The sequence below is a fragment of the Asanoa ishikariensis genome (assembly GCF_900107455.1).
GTDB lineage: Bacteria > Actinomycetota > Actinomycetes > Mycobacteriales > Micromonosporaceae > Asanoa > Asanoa ishikariensis.
This window is the reverse complement of sequence record NZ_FNQB01000001.1, coordinates 103,151-119,344: the sequence shown is the minus strand read 5'-3', so window position 1 is coordinate 119,344 and position 16,194 is coordinate 103,151. Positions and strand designations below refer to the sequence as shown.

Below are 16,194 nucleotides of genomic sequence, written 5' to 3'. Positions count from 1 at the left end.
AGTGAGGTAGGGCATGACCGGGACGACGCTCGACGACTATACCGACCGCTATGCGCGTCGGGTTCGCGGCATGACGGCATCGGAGATCCGAGCTCTGTTCGCCGTTGCCAGCCGTCCCGAGGTCGTTTCGCTCGCTGGTGGCGCTCCCTACATCGCCGCACTGCCGCTCGACGCGGTCGGCGAGATGCTCGGCAGCCTGGCCGCCGACCACGGCACCAGCACCCTTCAGTACGGGATCGGGCAGGGCACCCCCGAGCTGCGCGAGCGGATCTGCGAGGTGATGGCGCTCTCCGGCATCGACGCCGCCGCCGGCGCTTCGCCGGACGATGTCGTTGTCACCGTCGGGGGCCAGCAGGCCCTCGATCTTGTGTCCCGGCTCTTCCTCGACCCCGGCGACGTCGTGCTCGCCGAGGGTCCGACCTACGTTGGTGCGCTCGGGGCCTTTCAGTCGGCGCAGGCGCAGGTCGTGCATGTGGCGATGGACGACGACGGGCTGATTCCTTCCGCTCTGGAGGCGGCGATCGCCGACGTCGCGCGGTCCGGGCGGCGGGCGAAGTTCCTCTACACGATCCCGACCTATCAGAACCCGGCCGGCGTCACGCTGACCGATGCGCGGCGCGACCAGGTGCTCGACATCTGCGAGCGCGCGGGGCTGTTGGTGGTCGAGGACGACCCTTACGGTCAGCTTTCCTTCGACGGCGAGGCTCCGCTGCCACTGCGGGCCCGCCGCCGCGAGGGGGTCTTCTACCTTTCGACGTTCTCCAAGACGTTCGCGCCCGGGCTGCGGGTCGGCTGGATCCTGGCTCCGCACGCGGTGCGCGAGAAGCTGGTGATCGCTTCCGAGTCGCAGATCCTCTGCCCGAGCGCGTACGCCCAGGCGGCGGTCGCGACCTACCTGTCGACGATGCCGTGGCGGGAGCAGATCAAGACGTACCGCGAGGTCTACCGGGAGCGGCGGGACGCGCTGCTGGAGGCGCTGACCGACCTGATGCCCGAGGGCACGACCTGGACGCGGCCGAGCGGTGGCCTGTTCGTCTGGGCGACCCTGCCGCCGGGCCTCGACTCGAAGGCGATGATGCCTCGGGCCATAGCGGCGCGGGTCGCCTACGTGCCCGGCACGGGGTTCTACGCCGACGGCACGGGCGGCGGCAACATGCGGCTCAACTTCTCGTTCCCGTCGCCGGAGCGGATCCGTGAGGGTGTACGCCGGTTGGCAGGCGTGATGGAGCAGGACCTGGCCATGCGGCAGGTGTTCGGCGCGATCAGCGAAGTCGCCAATCGCCGCCGTGGACAGGCCGGATCCGACGTTCCCGGCCCAGACTTGGCATGATCTGACCCATGGGTACCACCGATCTGCGCGTCCTCGTCCTGGCCGGCGGGCTGTCCTACGAGCGGGATGTCTCGCTCAAGTCCGGCCGCCGGGTGATCGACGCCCTCCGCGGGGCGGGCATCGACGCGCAGCAGCGCGACGCCGACGTGGCTCTGCTGCCTGCGCTGCGCTCCGACCCGCCGGACGCGGTGGTGATCGCGCTGCACGGCGCGACGGGCGAGGACGGGTCGCTCCGCGGGGTACTCGACCTGTTCGACGTGCCGTACGTGGGCTGCGACGCGCTGGCCTCGCGACTGGCGTGGGACAAGCCGTCGGCGAAGGCGGTGCTGCGGGAGGCCGGGATCCCCACTCCCGACTGGGTGGCGCTGCCGCACGACCGGTTCTCGGAGCTCGGGGCCGTCGCCGTGCTGGAGCGGATCGCGTCGCGGTTGCAGCTTCCGTTGATGGTCAAGCCGGCCCAGGGTGGCTCTGGCCTGGGTGCCGCGGTGGTCCGCGACGAGAGCGCGTTGCCGGCAGCGATGGTCGGATGCTTCGCCTATGACTCGACTGCGCTGGTGGAGCGCTATGTGACCGGCATGGACGTGGCGGTCACGGTTATCGACCTTGGGGACGGTCCGCAGGCTCTGCCGGCCGTGGAGATCGTGCCGCGCAACGGGGTTTATGACTACGCGGCGCGGTACACGGCTGGTCTGACCACGTGGCACACGCCGGCGCGGCTGGACGCGCCTGCGGCCGCGGCGGTGGCGGCGGCCGCAGTGGCCGCACACAACGCGCTGGGGCTGCGCGACCTGTCGCGGGTCGACCTGATCGTCGACGAGTCCGGGGCGCCGCAGGTGCTCGAGGTCAACGTGGCGCCGGGGATGACGGAGACGTCGCTACTGCCGATGGCGATCCAGGCTGCTGGGCTGGATTTCGGGAAGGTCCTCGCGGCGATGGTTGCCCGGGCGGCTGGGCGCGCGGCTCTTAGCTGATCGTCGGTCGCCGCATACAGACGCGGGTCCAGCGGTCGAGGCCGTGGTCTGCCTCTTGTTGGCGTTTGGCTTCCAGTCCGGGTGTGAGCTCGTCGTCCGGGATGGTGTGGAAGCCGCACCGCTCGTAGTACGGGGCATTCCATGGGACGTCCCGGAACGTGGTGAGGGTCAGGGCTGGCATGCCGTTCGCTGTCGCTTCTGCGGCCGCGTGCTCGATGAGTTGGCGGCCTAGTCGTTTGCCCGCGTGGTCGGGATGGACCGAGACCTGCTCGATGTGCAGGTTGCCGTCTATTGGTTCCGCGATCAGGTAGGCGACTACGTCGTCTTCGACGGTCATCACCCAGGCTGTGCCGGCCTGTAGGTAGCCCTCCAGCTCCGACGTGGTTGGGGGTTCGTCGTCTGCGATCTCTGGCATGCCGATGCCGCGGAACGCTTCGCCGGCTGCCCGTTCGATGTCCTGCAGAGTGGCCAGGTCGTTTTGTTGCGCCTTTCGAATCCGCACCCAGCCATTCTGTGGGTGGTTGGTTTCACGTGAAACATCTTTCTGGCTTGTGGCGGTGGGGAGTGTGCTGGGGTCTGGGGGCGGGTTCTGGCTTGGGCTTCATCGAGCTGCCTGCGCGTGCAGTGGTGAGGGGTTCGTCGCGCGTCCGGCCTTGGGTTGTGCGGATGGCTGGCCTGTGTTCGCGACCGAATGCCGCTGTTTGATGCATGGGTGCGCCTGGGCGCTCCAAGCAAGGCTGCAGCGGCGATGTCGTAGCGCGATGGCTCGGAAGACTCGGCCCAAGGACCGCGCTCAGAGCCGCTAGGACGGCCTCCCGCGTTCTAGGGGAGGTCCTTGCCTGTCCTCGGACACCCAGCGAGGCTGGGCCGTGGCTACTGGCCTGAAACGGCGCTGCCGGCGCCGTCCTTCGCCGTGCTGGTGCCACTCACCATGCGTGTTCCCTGTGACTGCGGTGCTATTTGGCGCTCAGTCGGCGGGCCAGTTGGCGTGCGGCTCGGTCGCCACACGCCGCATTGCCGTCAGTGCCGCCCTTCGCCGCGTGCACTTTTCCTCGACCTGGTGGCCCGCGCTGCACCGCTCTCACGCGCCGCGTGTGCCGTCGTCGTCGAATGCTCTCCCCGTGACCCCCGGGCCACAGCGCTGTGCCTCATCGTGGCTGTCTCACTGCCCACCCGTTCTACGTGCCTGTCCCTGCTGCCTGCCGGGTAGCGGCCGGCGCTCGGTCCGTGGCGAGCTGTCGTGCGGCTTGACCGACGGATCCGCCGAACGATGGGCCTGGTTCAGCTAACGAACGCGCCGGCCCAGCCGGCAATGGCCGCCGTACCGTCACCGCCACCGTTCGACGAGTTCTTTCGCCACCGCTACGGGCAGAGGTGGCGCGCGGTCCGTGTGCCGAGCCGTCATGCGTCGCGTGCGCCGCGCGGCTTGGCCGGCACGCATGGCTGCCGTCACTGCCGCCGTTCGGCGCGCGCTCCCCGCGGCCAGGTGCCGACGCTGCCCGGCGAGGCCCGGCACGCGGCGAGGCTGCCCGGCACGGGTCGTTGGGAGCGCCATCGGCGCGGACCTCCGGTGGGAAACTTTCCGACGCTCTGCATACGGAGTTGTCGCCGGCCGGCGTGGAGCGGCACGTCGCTCAGGTGCCTGTGGAGGCGGCCACGGCCGCCGCCCAAGCCCGCAATGCGACCCGTTCCGGCGGTGGAGGCACGGCACGCCGCTCACGTGTGCGTGGAGGCGGCCACGGCCGTAGCCCACGCCGTCGTGCGGTCCGGCCAGCATGGAGCGGCACGCCGCTCACGTGCGCGTGAAGGCGGCCACGGCCGTCCACCAAGCCGTAATGCGGCCCGGGTAGGCGTGGAGGCGCGGCACGCCGCTCACGTGCGCGTGAAGGGAGCCACGGCCGTAGCCCACGCCGTCGTGCGGTCCGGCCAGCATGGAGCGGCACGCCGCTCACGTGCGCGTGAAGGCGGCCACGGCCGTCCACCAAGCCGTAATGCGGCCCGGGTAGGCGTGGAGGCGCGGCACGCCGCTCACGTGCGCGTGAAGGGAGCCACGGCCGTAGCCCACGCCGTCGTGCGGTCCGGCCAGCATGGAGCGGCACGCCGCTCACGTGCGCGTGAAGGCGGCCACGGCCGTCCACCAAGCCGTCGTGCGGCCCGGCCGACGTGGAGCGGCACGCCGCTCACGTCCGCGTGAAGGCGGCCCGGCCGTCCTCCAAGCCGTCGTGCGGCCCGGCCAGCATGGAGCGGCACGCCGCTCACGTGCCCTTGGTGGACGGCCACGGCCGTCCACCAAGCCGTGTGCGGCCCGGCCGACGTGGAGCGGCACGGCGTTCACGTGCGCGTGAAGGCGGCCACGGCCGTAGCCCCAGCCGTAATGCGACCCAGGCTGGTGTGGAGGAGCGGCACGCCGCTCACGTGCGCGTGGAGGACGGCCACGGCCGTCCTCCAAACCCGTAGCGCGGGCCGCGTCGGCACTCACTGCTGTGCCGACACGCCATCGTTTCCGCGCGCTCTATCTCCGCCGGCAAGTGTCCACGTGACGGTCAGTCCGGCTGCCTACTCGTCATGCGGCCCAGTCCCGCTACGCTGCTGCGCCGTCGGAGCCGCTGTTTGCCACGAGAGTTTCCCTGCATCGCAGCCTCCATCGAGCGCTGCCTGCGCGGGCGGCGCAGTACCTTTCCGCCGTTGTTCCCGCGAAAGGTCTCCTCGCCAACGTGGCGGCGACACAGCGCCGTTCCCACGCGCGCCATTGTGTGTCGGTCACCAGCCGCTGCTCCCTGCGAGCTCACGTCGCCACTGGTGGTCATGGCGCTCGGGGTCTGCGGCTGTGATGCGACGCCGCAGACCTGCGTCGCTATGCCGCCTAGGTCGCCATGCCATCCGCCGTTTGCTCAGGAACCACAACGCTCAACCGCTGCTGCGCCTTCTCCGTCATTGCGCCCATGCAACATCCACGGGACCCGGTGCCTCGCACGCAGTAGCCCAATGGGCGGCAGGCCGACGCGGCGCCGTGCCCGAGTGCCCACACGGCCGGGTCCAGGTGCGCCCGCAGCCGGCGCTCCGCTGGAGTGGCACGGCGCTGAACCCACGCTGCCCTGCGCCCTCGCGGCGCTGAAGCGTGTCAGTCCGAAGCTCTCATGCCGAAGGGTCATCTAACTGGCTCATCTCAGCGGGCGACTGTCGATCCGGTCCGGGCCAGGCTGCGCCGGCGGCGACGTAGCCTCGCTCTCATTCGACGCGGCGAGCGTTTGGGCCCGCGGGCCTTTCCCGCCTCGTGAGTAGCCGGCGATGCTTGGCCAACCTCTGGACGGCCAACAGGTGAGTCTCGCGCCCAGCGACGTCAAAGCAGCCCTAGCCCCGCTTCTAAAGCCTGCTGCTCGGTGATCGGACACCGCCTACGACCGAGCGGCTACTCAGGTCGACTTTGCACTTCGTGCCTCAGCAACGGCTGTAGCTCTCCGGGTGAGCGCCCTGTCTGCGACCTCGTCCCACCTCCGTCCGACATGGCCCGTAGCCACACCAGCCCTCATGACGCCGGTTGCCGACCCGTGTCCCTGCTTTGTCGACGCCTAAGTGCCGTCCCGAGCCGCGACCTGTTTCACGGGAAACCGCAAGCGCCCCCGCACGGTGTGCTTCCCAAGGCTCGACACGATGCGGCCTCCGCCGACGCCACGAACCGCAGATCCCATCACGGTGCCTTCCAGACGCCGGACTCTCAGCACTAGCGGGCTAGCCCAGCCAGCCCTTAGGTTCCTTCCCCACCCACACCAGCCTCCTGGAACCAGCGCAACGCCCGGCCCGCGGAGGCCCTTCGTTTCATGGGAAACCAGGCGCGGGCGGGTTAACGGATCCCGGCGCGCCGAGGGCTAAGCGGCGAGCGCCACGCCTTTCCGCCGACCGAGTTGGCGGCTAGCCGGCTCACGCCGTCGACCAGCCGGGCCACGCTGCCGCCGAACTTGGACTCCCAGGTCATCGGGACCTCGGCGTCGACGGCGAACGGCACCTCGAACTGGTGCCCCTTCGCGCACAGGTGCTCGTGGGCAGCCGCGCGGACACCGACCAGAACGCCGCCAGCACGGCCGCGCGTCAACTCGCAGCCCTTCCGGCACCACAGCGCCCGCCTCCGACCACTACGGCATCCCTCAAGGCGCGAACCTCGACTGGCACTGGTGGTACCGAGCTACGCCGCCCAGACGTACCTCCAGGAAACGCGATGTATCTGGCTGCGCAAGCCACACCCGGCGCTCGTCCGGTGCACGTGGAGCGCGGTGGTCGTCCAAAGTTGTGCCGGCCACCGACCACCTTTCTTGGAGCGCCGAGCCGCGCGAGTGAACGCTGACCGCGGCGACGCGATCGGTGTTGGTCGGCGGAATCCCGCGTGGGCGCCCAATGCGTGTCTTGCCGGACATCGTGAGCCGAGCCGGGGTCACCACGAGGTAGCCGGCGAGTGCTCGGTTATCGCTGTTGGTGAGTGACCGCCGCCAGGCGGCGGCTGAGCCCGTCGCAAGGCGTCCTAGGCCCCACGACGCCTGCGCCGGCCGACCCGGTGTGTCCCAGTCGCGCTGCTAGGTCAGGTCGTGATTTGAGGTTGCAGGCAAACGCATCGCAGCTCGGTGCTGGACTCTGGGATCTCACGATCGACCCTCGGCGTCACAGATCCCAGCGACGCGAGAGCAACGGCGTGGGTGGCCGCGCGTGCCAGGAGAATCTGAGAGTGCGCCAGGTCACGCAAACTAAGGATGCTGACGCCTTCAGCTCGCAGCGGGCTTCGCCCTGAACGTGTCACCGAACTTGCCTCGACAGCCGTGCCGGCACCGTCGGCCCGTCCTTGATCACGCGACGGCTTCGGCGTGGGCCTAAGCATCTCGGCATAGACAAGCCGCCTGGGTCGGCATCGTCAGCAGGGAGTCGTCTGATGCGGATGACGGTCGAGGGCACCGATTGCCCTCGTCCGCGTGATGCAGGTCATGTTTCACGGAAAACCAAACGTCGCCCAGGAACTCACTGGCTCGTCGTGGTCTGAGGTTCCAATCGCGACGAGCGACAGTTCCCTTGGACGCTGGGACCTTCGAGTGCGGACCGATCCTCGAAGTTGGGGCGAGCTCGCGAGCGGCCGACCACCCGGGCCTCCATTCGGCGTATGTCACGTGCTGAGTCACCGTCGCCGTTCTCGGGCGCAGCCGGGCGCTGGTGGGCCAGGAGGCGCGACCTCTGAGCGATAGGTCCAGAAGCAATGAGCGGCACCCTGTGATGTCGTGTTCGGTCCGCCGTGGCCGAGCATGTTTCACGGGAAACCTAAAGATCGAACTGGCGCTACGCCTGCGAGGTGTCATCGCGAGGAGCTATCAGGCCGCGGTGTGCGCAACGGCGGCGAGCCGCTCACGCTCGACTCCGTGCGAGCTCTTGCGGACTCGACCATGCACGCCCGCCCGACGCCGTCGGCGGCATCTCCGTAGAAATGCCCATGCGCCCAACGGCGTCGACGAACTCGGCGTGCCAGTCAGCCTGTCTGCACATCTCGAATGGCTGCCCCCCGAAGGTTCCAGCTCGGGCTCATCAGCCCTACCCGACGACAGACCCGGTGAGGCTCTTGGCTGCCACGCCCCGACGAACGTTTTGGCGCGCTCGCCCCCACGAGATCGGCGTGCGCATGCCTCTGCCCGGGTACAGCCCGCGCGATCTGGAACCGTTCGGCGATCCGGCGCGACCAACCATGCCCGCTTGGTCCGACGAGGACCGACCCACGTGTTTCACGGGAAACAACCCGCCGAAGCCGTCGCGCTGGACCTGCGCTCAAACTCCGGTGATCGCTCGCAGCGGGCCGGTCGCTCAGTCCGTCGTGGCTAGCCGCTAGGCGGCCGTCCATTTGCTCGAGCACCGCCTTGCACGCCCCGAGCCCGGCCAGCAGAAGCGCCGACGGCAACCACGCGCGCCAGCCGTTCGTCGAGGTGCTGCGGGGCTCACCACAGCCGCTGACCGGCGACGGCCTCGAACCCAGCCGTGCCCATTGCCGGCGATGGGGATGCGGCTAGGCCATGGCGAGCTCATCGTGGCCCGGGCCAGCGACCTGCTGGACCGGCCGCAGGACGTGCTCGGCCGGGACCAGTTGGCCGGGTTGGCAGGTCGTGCCGCGGGCCGGGGCGGTCAGGTCGACGAGGCGCAGCACCCTGGGCCGCGGCGGGGGAGGGGCGGCGACCCGACTCGTTGTGCCCGGCTCATTCCCGGGGCGATGTTTCACGGGAACCAGAAGATCGCGAAGCGAGGCCGCCCGAGGTTAAGCCGCGATGAGCCTCGCCTGCCGGCGCAGGCAAGCGAAGCTCCCCACACTGTTGCGGCTGAACAACCCGACAGCGACCGACTAACAAGGGGCCTCCATGAGACGGGCTGTCAGGCGCAGGAACCGCCCGACGCGCCGCCCGACCCCCACCGCGACACTCGGCGGCGGCTCAGCCCACGACCGCCACCATCCGAGGGCGACCGATCACCCGGCTAGTCGGAGTGATGACCGAAGCAGTCCTAGCGTCGTGTGCTGATCCGGCGCCGCTGGTCCGTAACGGTGGTATCGCTCAGGCGGGCGACCGGCCCAGGCGACTCGAGATTTGAGCGCCACGGGTCGGCGGCGCCGTCGACGAGCTTGTCGGCCTTGTTGCACGATCTCCAGCGTTCGCTCGTAGGCAGCGCCGATCCGGAAGGCTCGCCCAGGGCCGAACTTCGCCGCAACGTCGGTAGGCAATTCTGATGACCCACGTCGGGGCGCCGGGGGCGTTCCCGCCGCCACCACCCGCAGCCCCGGTCGGTCGGGCGCGCTTAGTGCGAACACCCCACCAACACAGCCGTGCACGGCCGCGGACCCCGCCGACGCCCTACGCCCAGGAATCGCGAGCCGAGGCACCAGCCGCCGTCGCGCGCGCCCCGCGGCATGTTTCACGGCAAACAATGAGCGCACTGGGTCACAGGGACCCAGTGCGCTCAGATGTTCGCGTTGAGAGGAGCTAGGGCGTCGTGGGCTTCGTCGCGCCGGCAACGACCACCGGAGCCGGCTTCCGCTCGGCCGTCTCGAGGACCGCGACCGCTTCACCGTCACCGCCCGCCGTGTTCTGGGCGCCGTCAGCCGGCCCGTGGCCGCGTGCTCCAGCCGACGCCTTCTCCGCACCCGTAGGCGACTCGCTGACGCCCGCCACCCTGGGCGGGGCCCAAGCGGCGGGGGCAACGGCTACGTCAGCCGGGTCGAACGGCTGGGCGGCCTTCGGAGCGGCGACAGCTTCCGACGCCCCATCCGTCACTCCCTCCGGAGCCTCTGCGATCGCGACCGACAGCGGCTCCACGGCCACCTCAGCGGTCGCGGCAACCGCGGCCGGGGTCGACTGTGGGGTGAGGCTGGACGGCGCCTGCCACTGGATGTGAGGGGGCTCGGCGATCGGCGTGCCACCGAACTCGGCGAGCCACGCTGCTACGAGCGCCAGGTTCTCCCGCCACACCGACTCGGGGATGGGCGGCAGGATGTCGTCCCACAGCGACAGGAAAGTGCCGCGGAGCTGAAGCTGCCCGTACGGCCGCGCCAGGAACCACATGTGCAGGTGTGCTGAGCCGTCGCCCCACCGGTTCACGTGCACCCGGGCCACGCCGTCGAGGGAGCGGACGGCGCGCTCGAGGCGGACCGTCATCACCCCGAGCTCGGCTGCCAGGAGGTTTGGGAGGTCGCCGAGGTCGAGGTGCGATCGGACCTCCAGGATGAGCACCATGGGCAGGCCGGTCGGCCGTTCCATCGCGCGTACCCGCCAACGTTCGCTCACCCAGATGTAGGCGTCGTCCGGGGTGTTACAGGCGACGCAGTCGGCTGCGTCTTCGCCCTTTCGACGGGGCTCGGCGTCGACGGGGTCGGCAAGGCTCTTGACGCGCAGATCGCCCTCGAACGGGAATGAAGGCCACTTGGTGTATGCGGGGACCGAGTCGGCGGAGTGAGGCACGAGGGTGACCCTATCGGAGGATGCGGGCCGCCGTCCTTCCCCATTTCGGGCGGTCGAGGCCCGCTGGACCCTTGTTCATCCACAGGCTCACAACGCCTCCGACACGGGGTTTCGCTCTTTTGAGGGGGTGCCTGTGGACAACGCCTGTGTAAAACTTCCACCCCTCGTGGGTCGGGGGTTTCACGTGAAACGGCCGCGAACCCGAGTGGGGTTCGCGGCCGTCGAGCCAAACACCGGCTACCCCTCCGGAGGTGCCTCGGTCATGCCGATGATCCCGACGATTCGCTCCAGGTCGTCGACCGTGGCGAACTCGATCGAGATCTTGCCCTTGTTGCGGCCGAGCTCGACCTTGACGCGCGTGTCGAAGCGATCCGATAGCCGGTCGGCCAGGTCGGTGAGAGCAGGTGCGACCGCCCGCACGCGACGCTTCGCCGGAGACGCCGACTTGGTCGGACCGTCCGCGAGCGCGAGGGTCACCAGCTCCTCGGTGGCCCGCACCGACAGACCCTCCGCCACGACCCGGTGCGCGAGCTGCTCCTGGGCGTCGGCGTCGTCGAGACCGAGCAACGCGCGCGCGTGCCCGGCCGACAGGACACCAGCAGCCACCCGACGCTGTACGACGGCCGGCAGGTTGAGCAACCGAATCGTGTTCGAGATCTGGGGGCGGCTCCGGCCGATCCGCCGCGCGAGTTCCTCGTGCGTCGCGCCGAACTCCTCCAGCAGCTGCTGGTACGCGGCCGCCTCTTCGAGCGGGTTCAGGTTAGCCCGGTGGATGTTCTCCAGCAGGGCGTCCCGCAACATCGCGTCATCACGCGTGTAGCGCACGATCGCGGGGATGGTCGTCCGCCCGACGGCCTGAGCGGCCCGCCACCGGCGCTCGCCCATGACGAGCTCGTAGCGGCCGTCCTCGTCGGTCTCCCGCACCACGATCGGCTGCAGGAAGCCGACCTCCTGGATCGAGATCTTGAGCTCGTCGAGCGCTTCGTCGTCAAAGACCGACCGCGGCTGCCGCGCGTTGGGCACGATCGCGTCGACAGGTAGCTCAGCGAACCGGGCACCCGGAACGGGCGCGAGCTCCGGACCGGTGTCGGTCAACACCGGTGCGGCGGCCTCGACCACCGGTTCCGGCTCAGACACCTCAGCGGGTACGGGCGGCGCGGGCTCGTCTGCCGGGGGAGCGGACACCTGGGCGGGTGCCGGCGGCGCGCTCACGACGGGCGGCGCCGGCGGGGCCGCCGGTGCCTGGGCCTCCGTCGGGGGTGGGGCAACCGCCACCGACGACGCCGGAGCTGGAGCGGTGGGGATCAGCGCACCCAGCCCTCGTCCAAGACCGCCCCGCGGACGGTTCTTCATGCCTTGCCTCCCTTGACGCCACGGTCAGCGATCTCCTGGGCCGCCTCGAAATAGCTGGTGGCGCCTCGCGACCCCGGATCGTAAGTCATGACCGACTGGCCATAGCTCGGCGCCTCGGAGACTCGGACGTTGCGGGGGATGACCGCGCGCAGCACCTTGTCGCCGAAGTGGTTGCGCACGTCCTGTTCGACGGCGTCGGCGAGACGAGTGCGGCGGTCGTACATGGTCAGCAGGATGGTCGAGACGTCGAGCGTCGGGTTGAGGTGCTGGCGTACCAGGTTGATGTTGTTGATCAGCTGGTTGAGCCCTTCCAGCGCGTAGTACTCGCACTGAATCGGGATCAGCACCTCCTGGGCGGCGACGAGCGCGTTGACCGTCAGCAGGCCGAGGGAGGGCGGGCAGTCGATGAAGACGTAGTCAAAGGTGCCCGGGTGCGCGGCGATCGCCCTTGACAGGCGCGACTCACGCGCGACCACCGAAACGAGTTCGATCTCAGCACCGGCAAGATCGATCGTCGCGGGTACGCACCAGAGGTTCGGGATGCCCTCGACCGCCTGGGCGACGTCCGAGAGCGGCACGTTGTCGATCAGGCAGTCGTACACGTCCGGAATGCCGGCGTGATGCGGCACGTTCAGACCGGTCGACGCGTTCCCCTGTGGGTCGAGGTCGACGACCAGGACACGGTTGCCGTGCAGCGCGAGCGCGACGGCTAGGTTGACGGTGGTCGTGGTCTTGCCCACGCCACCCTTCTGGTTGGCGACGCACATGATCCTGGTGTGATCCGGACGCGGCATGGTGATCACACCGCTCGGGTTCAGGATCTGCACGGCGCGCAGTGCCTCCATGGCCAACGGTGGGTCGTCCTCTTCGCGCGTCGGGGTTTCACGTGAAACGTACGCGTCGGTCACCGCTTCCTCCGGGGTCGCCTCGGGTGCCACGGTGGGTGCGTCCGTCCGAGGCTGGGCAGGCCGGGGCGGGGCAACATCGACCCGATCCGTGCTAGTTGCCGGCTGCGGACGTGGAGCCGGAGCCGGGTGGCGCTCAGTCACGTCGGACCGACCCGGATGCGCGGTGTTGCCACCGCCCTCCGGGCTAGAGAATGGTACGGCGAGAGGGACTCGCGTTGCTGACCCGGACCCGTCAGTTGCGTGAGCGACCTGTTCTGACTGTCCACTCTCGACTCGCGGGTCGGGAACCGGCGCCCGCCTACCGACGGCCCAACCATCGGGCCCGGTTTCACGTGAAACATGAGGCGCCGTCACGCCGGGGTCGTGGTTGCCGTTGTCATGCACGGTGTCGTCCCTGTCCGCTCGGGGTGTATCGGCTTCGCCGAAGCTCGAGGTGATCGCGTATGGCGGCGACATCGCTCCGGCCGGCCCAGCCGAGGCACTGCGTTCCTGGTCGGCCGACGCAGGGGAGTGGGGTCCCTCCACGCGTTCCGCACTATTGCCGCGCGGCCAGCCTACGGCCGAACTCCGCTCGGGGCCACGGCTGTTCGGCCCGTCGATGGTCTCGGTACCCGAGTGTGGAGGGACAAACACCAGGAACCCGTCAACGAGTCGCAGGTAGCCGCCCCGACGCGGCGTCGCAACCGGCGGCCAGCCTGTGCCACCCACCGGGACACGACGGGAACCTGACACGGCGCCACGCCGGTTGGCGTTCTTCCCGGTCTGCTCCGAGGCCTCCGCATCGACCTCGTCCGCCTGGTCGACGTCCGCGTTGGACGCCGAGCGCTGGACCTTGCTGTTAGGCCTGGACGTCCGCCCACCGACCTCGCCAGGTGGCTGATTCTTGGCCTTTCGCCTCATGTCGGACGCCGCTGACTGGTCACCCCGCCCGCCCTGTTGTATCGGCGCCGGCTGCGCACCGGATCGTCGGCCAGTCAGGTCTTCCTGGTTTGCTTCGTTAGCCCGTTCCACGTACTTAGCCGCCTTACGACCAGCCCCGCCCGATGTGTGCCGGTAGTCATTCCGACCCGGCTCACCACCCCGCATAACCGAACCAGACACCGCAGAACCTCGACTCGAATCGCGCGATCCTCTGCCCTTACTCGATCCACTCGGCTCGCCTGCCTCAGGACGAGCCGAGACGCTGTCAGCGCTCGGCCGCTTGGCGCGTGTACCCCGGCGTTTGGGCTCGGGGGCTTGCCCACCAACCGGCGTTGCCGCCACCGCCTTCCGGCCACCCTTAGAACGGGTCGGGCCGGAAGCGTCCGAGCCAGCACCGACCAAGTCGGCGGTACCCGAGCCAGGATCGCCTGAGCCGGTGCTATCCGAGTCGGCATCACTCGGTCCCGAACTCCCCGAGCCAGCCCGACCCGAGCTGGAGCTGTCCGACCTGGCACCACGCCGGCCAGAGGTAGCTGAGCGGGCACCACGCGAGCCAGAGCTAGCCGAACGCACGCCACCCGAGCCAGAGCCAGCCGAGTCATCGCCACCCAGGCCAGCGTCGTCCGACCTGGCACGACTCGAGCCCGAACTTGCTGAGCGGACACCAGCCGAACCCGAACTAGCCGAGTCGCCGCCACTCGGGCCAGGGTCGCCCGACTTGGCACGACTCGAACCCGAACTTGCTGAGCGGGAAGCATCCGAACCCGAACTAACCGAGTCGCCGCCACCCGAGCCAGAGTCGTTCGACCTGACGCGACCGCGGCCAGAGCGCGCGGAGCCCGAACCAGCCGGCTCCCCACCACCCGAGCCAAGGTCGTTCGACCTCGCACGACCCGAGCCCGAACTTGCTGAGCGGACACCAGCCGAACCCGAGCTAACCGAGTCGCCGCCACCCGAGCCAGAGTCGTTCGACCTGACGCGACCGCGGCCAGAGCGCGCGGAGCCGGAACCAGGCGGCTCCGCACCACCCGAGCCAGGGTCGTTCGAGCTGGCACGACCACGGCGAGAGCGCGCCGAGCCGGAACCAGCCAGCTCCGCACCACCCGAGCCAAGGTCGTTCGACCTGGCACGACCCGAGCCCGGACCAGCTGAGCGGGCATCGGCCGAGCCGGAACTAGCCAAGTCAGTGCCACCCGAGCCAGAGCCATTCGACCTGGCACGACCGCGGCCAGAGCTCGCGGAGCCCGAACCAGCCGGCTCAGCATCACCCGAGCCAGAGGTAGCCGGACTCGCATCGACTGAGTCGGGACCGTCCGAGTCGGAAGCCGCTGTACCTCGAAGGGTCGGTTCGCTCTTGTTTACGGCAGTACGGCCGGTGCGATCTTTCGTCGCGCCACCGCGAGCTGGGCCGCGTCGCGGGGTAGCAGCTGGGCGCCGAGCCGCCCGGGTTGGCTTGGTCTGATTCGCGCCGCTCTGGTCCGCGCCGCCCTGGTCCGCGCCAGCCTGATCCGCGCCAGCTGGGACCGGGGTACTTGGGACGGGCTCACCTGCGACCGGGCCACCTGGGACCGACTCATCTGCGACCGGGCCAACTGGAACTGGGCCACCTGAAACCGGCTCACCTGGGACGGGGCCACTTGCGACCGAACGGTCCTGGGCGGGGCGGTCCTCCTCGTCTTTGTTGGTAGACGAGGACGTCCCGCGCGCATCTGACACGAAGTCAGGTGCATCGGAAGTGGTGCGTGGCGACGTGGTGCTCTTGCGGCGTGCACGCGGGACGACGGCCGCTGTCGCGCCGGGCCGCTCAGACGCTTGCCGCGCGCGGGGCGGGCGGGCACGCGGGGCATCCGAAGCCGCCGAGGATTCCTGCTGCTCCGGGCTTCGGGAGCCCGGAATAGGAAGGTCGAGTGGAAGCTGCAGATCCGCTTGGGCCGTGGTGGGCCGGCGTCGCGCCGCGGGCGTTGACTTTGTGCCGGCCTTCGATCGTGACCGGCCCTTCCCGACAGCGGCCGGGTCGGGTTCGCCGACCGGAATTACCAAGACCGTCTGCGGTTCTGGGGTCAGCTCCGAGGCGTTGGCGCGCGCAGAACTCGATCGTGCGCGCACCGGACGCCCGGCCTTGGATCGCGCGGACGCCGATCCCGCCACCACCGTGTCCGCGGTCGCTGATGCCGCAGCCGCCGAGACCGCTGCCACCGTGTCCACGGCCGCTGATGCCGCGGCCGCTGATGCCGCGGCCGCCACCACCGCCTCCGCGGTCGCTGGCGCTGCCGACGCCGACGCCGACGCCGATCTCGCAACAGCCGGTCCCGCACTTGCTGATGTCCCGATCGCCGATCGTCTGCGACCTGACGCCGACGGGCCGGGCGCCGGCGGAACGGGGTCCGCGAGGGTGGCCTGTTGCTTCGGCGGCTTCATGGACGAGCGAGGCACAGACGTGGCTCGCTTCCGCGTGGGAGCCGGGACCGCTGTGCCGGATGCCTTCGAGTCGGGGCGACCGCTCACGGCGGCATCAGGACGCGCTGGCGACTTTCGTGCGGCACGGCCGGTACCGCCGGCTACCGGCTCGGCCTGGTCCGGTTGCGCCATCTTGTCTCCCGGCTTCCTGCGACCAGACGCGGTTCCGGACTCCGGCAAGGTTCCAGGGTCGACGGATTTCGTAGCTGCTGTCTTACGACGACGGTTCGCGGGCTCAGCCGCTGCCACCGGCTGAGGTTCAGGCGCGCTGCGCGAAACCGACCGCC

At 69.8% G+C, this 16,194-nt stretch carries 7 protein-coding genes and 1 pseudogene; 2 read left to right on the top strand and 6 right to left on the bottom strand.

Annotation, left to right across the window (positions count from 1 at the left end; genetic code table 11):
* Positions 1-13: 13 nt before the first annotated feature.
* Both BLV39_RS00565 and BLV39_RS00560 read left to right on the top strand, forming a co-directional pair.
* On the top strand, positions 14-1,330 hold the full coding sequence (locus BLV39_RS00565) for an aminotransferase-like domain-containing protein (protein ID WP_090785977.1): 1,317 nt from the start codon (positions 14-16) through the stop codon (positions 1,328-1,330).
* Between the two features lie 8 nt (positions 1,331-1,338).
* Positions 1,339-2,301: a D-alanine--D-alanine ligase family protein gene (locus BLV39_RS00560; protein ID WP_090785975.1), complete on the top strand. Its 963-nt coding sequence runs from the start codon at positions 1,339-1,341 to the stop codon at positions 2,299-2,301.
* Here BLV39_RS00560 and BLV39_RS00555 read toward each other — a convergent pair.
* The 6 genes and pseudogenes from BLV39_RS00555 to BLV39_RS44695 form a co-directional block, all read right to left on the bottom strand.
* Positions 2,294-2,803 carry a GNAT family N-acetyltransferase gene (locus BLV39_RS00555; RefSeq protein ID WP_090785974.1) on the bottom strand — a complete coding sequence of 170 codons (510 nt, stop codon included), beginning with the start codon at positions 2,801-2,803 and terminating at the stop codon, positions 2,294-2,296. The two genes, BLV39_RS00560 and BLV39_RS00555, sit on opposite strands and share 8 nt — an antisense overlap.
* Positions 2,804-6,223: 3,420 nt before the next feature.
* Positions 6,224-6,337 (bottom strand): annotated as a pseudogene (locus BLV39_RS43890) (RNA polymerase-binding protein RbpA); the annotation flags it as partial.
* Positions 6,338-8,329: 1,992 nt separating this feature from the next.
* Positions 8,330-8,467, bottom strand: coding sequence for a hypothetical protein (locus tag BLV39_RS42785; protein WP_176984718.1), 138 nt, complete (start codon positions 8,465-8,467; stop codon positions 8,330-8,332).
* Positions 8,468-9,293: 826 nt separating this feature from the next.
* Positions 9,294-10,268: a hypothetical protein gene (locus BLV39_RS43885; protein ID WP_239084138.1), complete on the bottom strand. Its 975-nt coding sequence runs from the start codon at positions 10,266-10,268 to the stop codon at positions 9,294-9,296.
* Between the two features lie 237 nt (positions 10,269-10,505).
* Positions 10,506-11,621, bottom strand: a complete 1,116-nt coding sequence (locus BLV39_RS00540) for a ParB/RepB/Spo0J family partition protein (protein WP_090785972.1) — start codon at positions 11,619-11,621, stop codon at positions 10,506-10,508.
* Positions 11,618-12,559 carry a ParA family protein gene (locus BLV39_RS44695; protein WP_373315458.1) on the bottom strand — a complete coding sequence of 314 codons (942 nt, stop codon included), beginning with the start codon at positions 12,557-12,559 and terminating at the stop codon, positions 11,618-11,620. Before BLV39_RS44695 ends, BLV39_RS00540 begins: the two co-directional genes overlap by 4 nt.
* Positions 12,560-16,194: the final 3,635 nt, after the last annotated feature.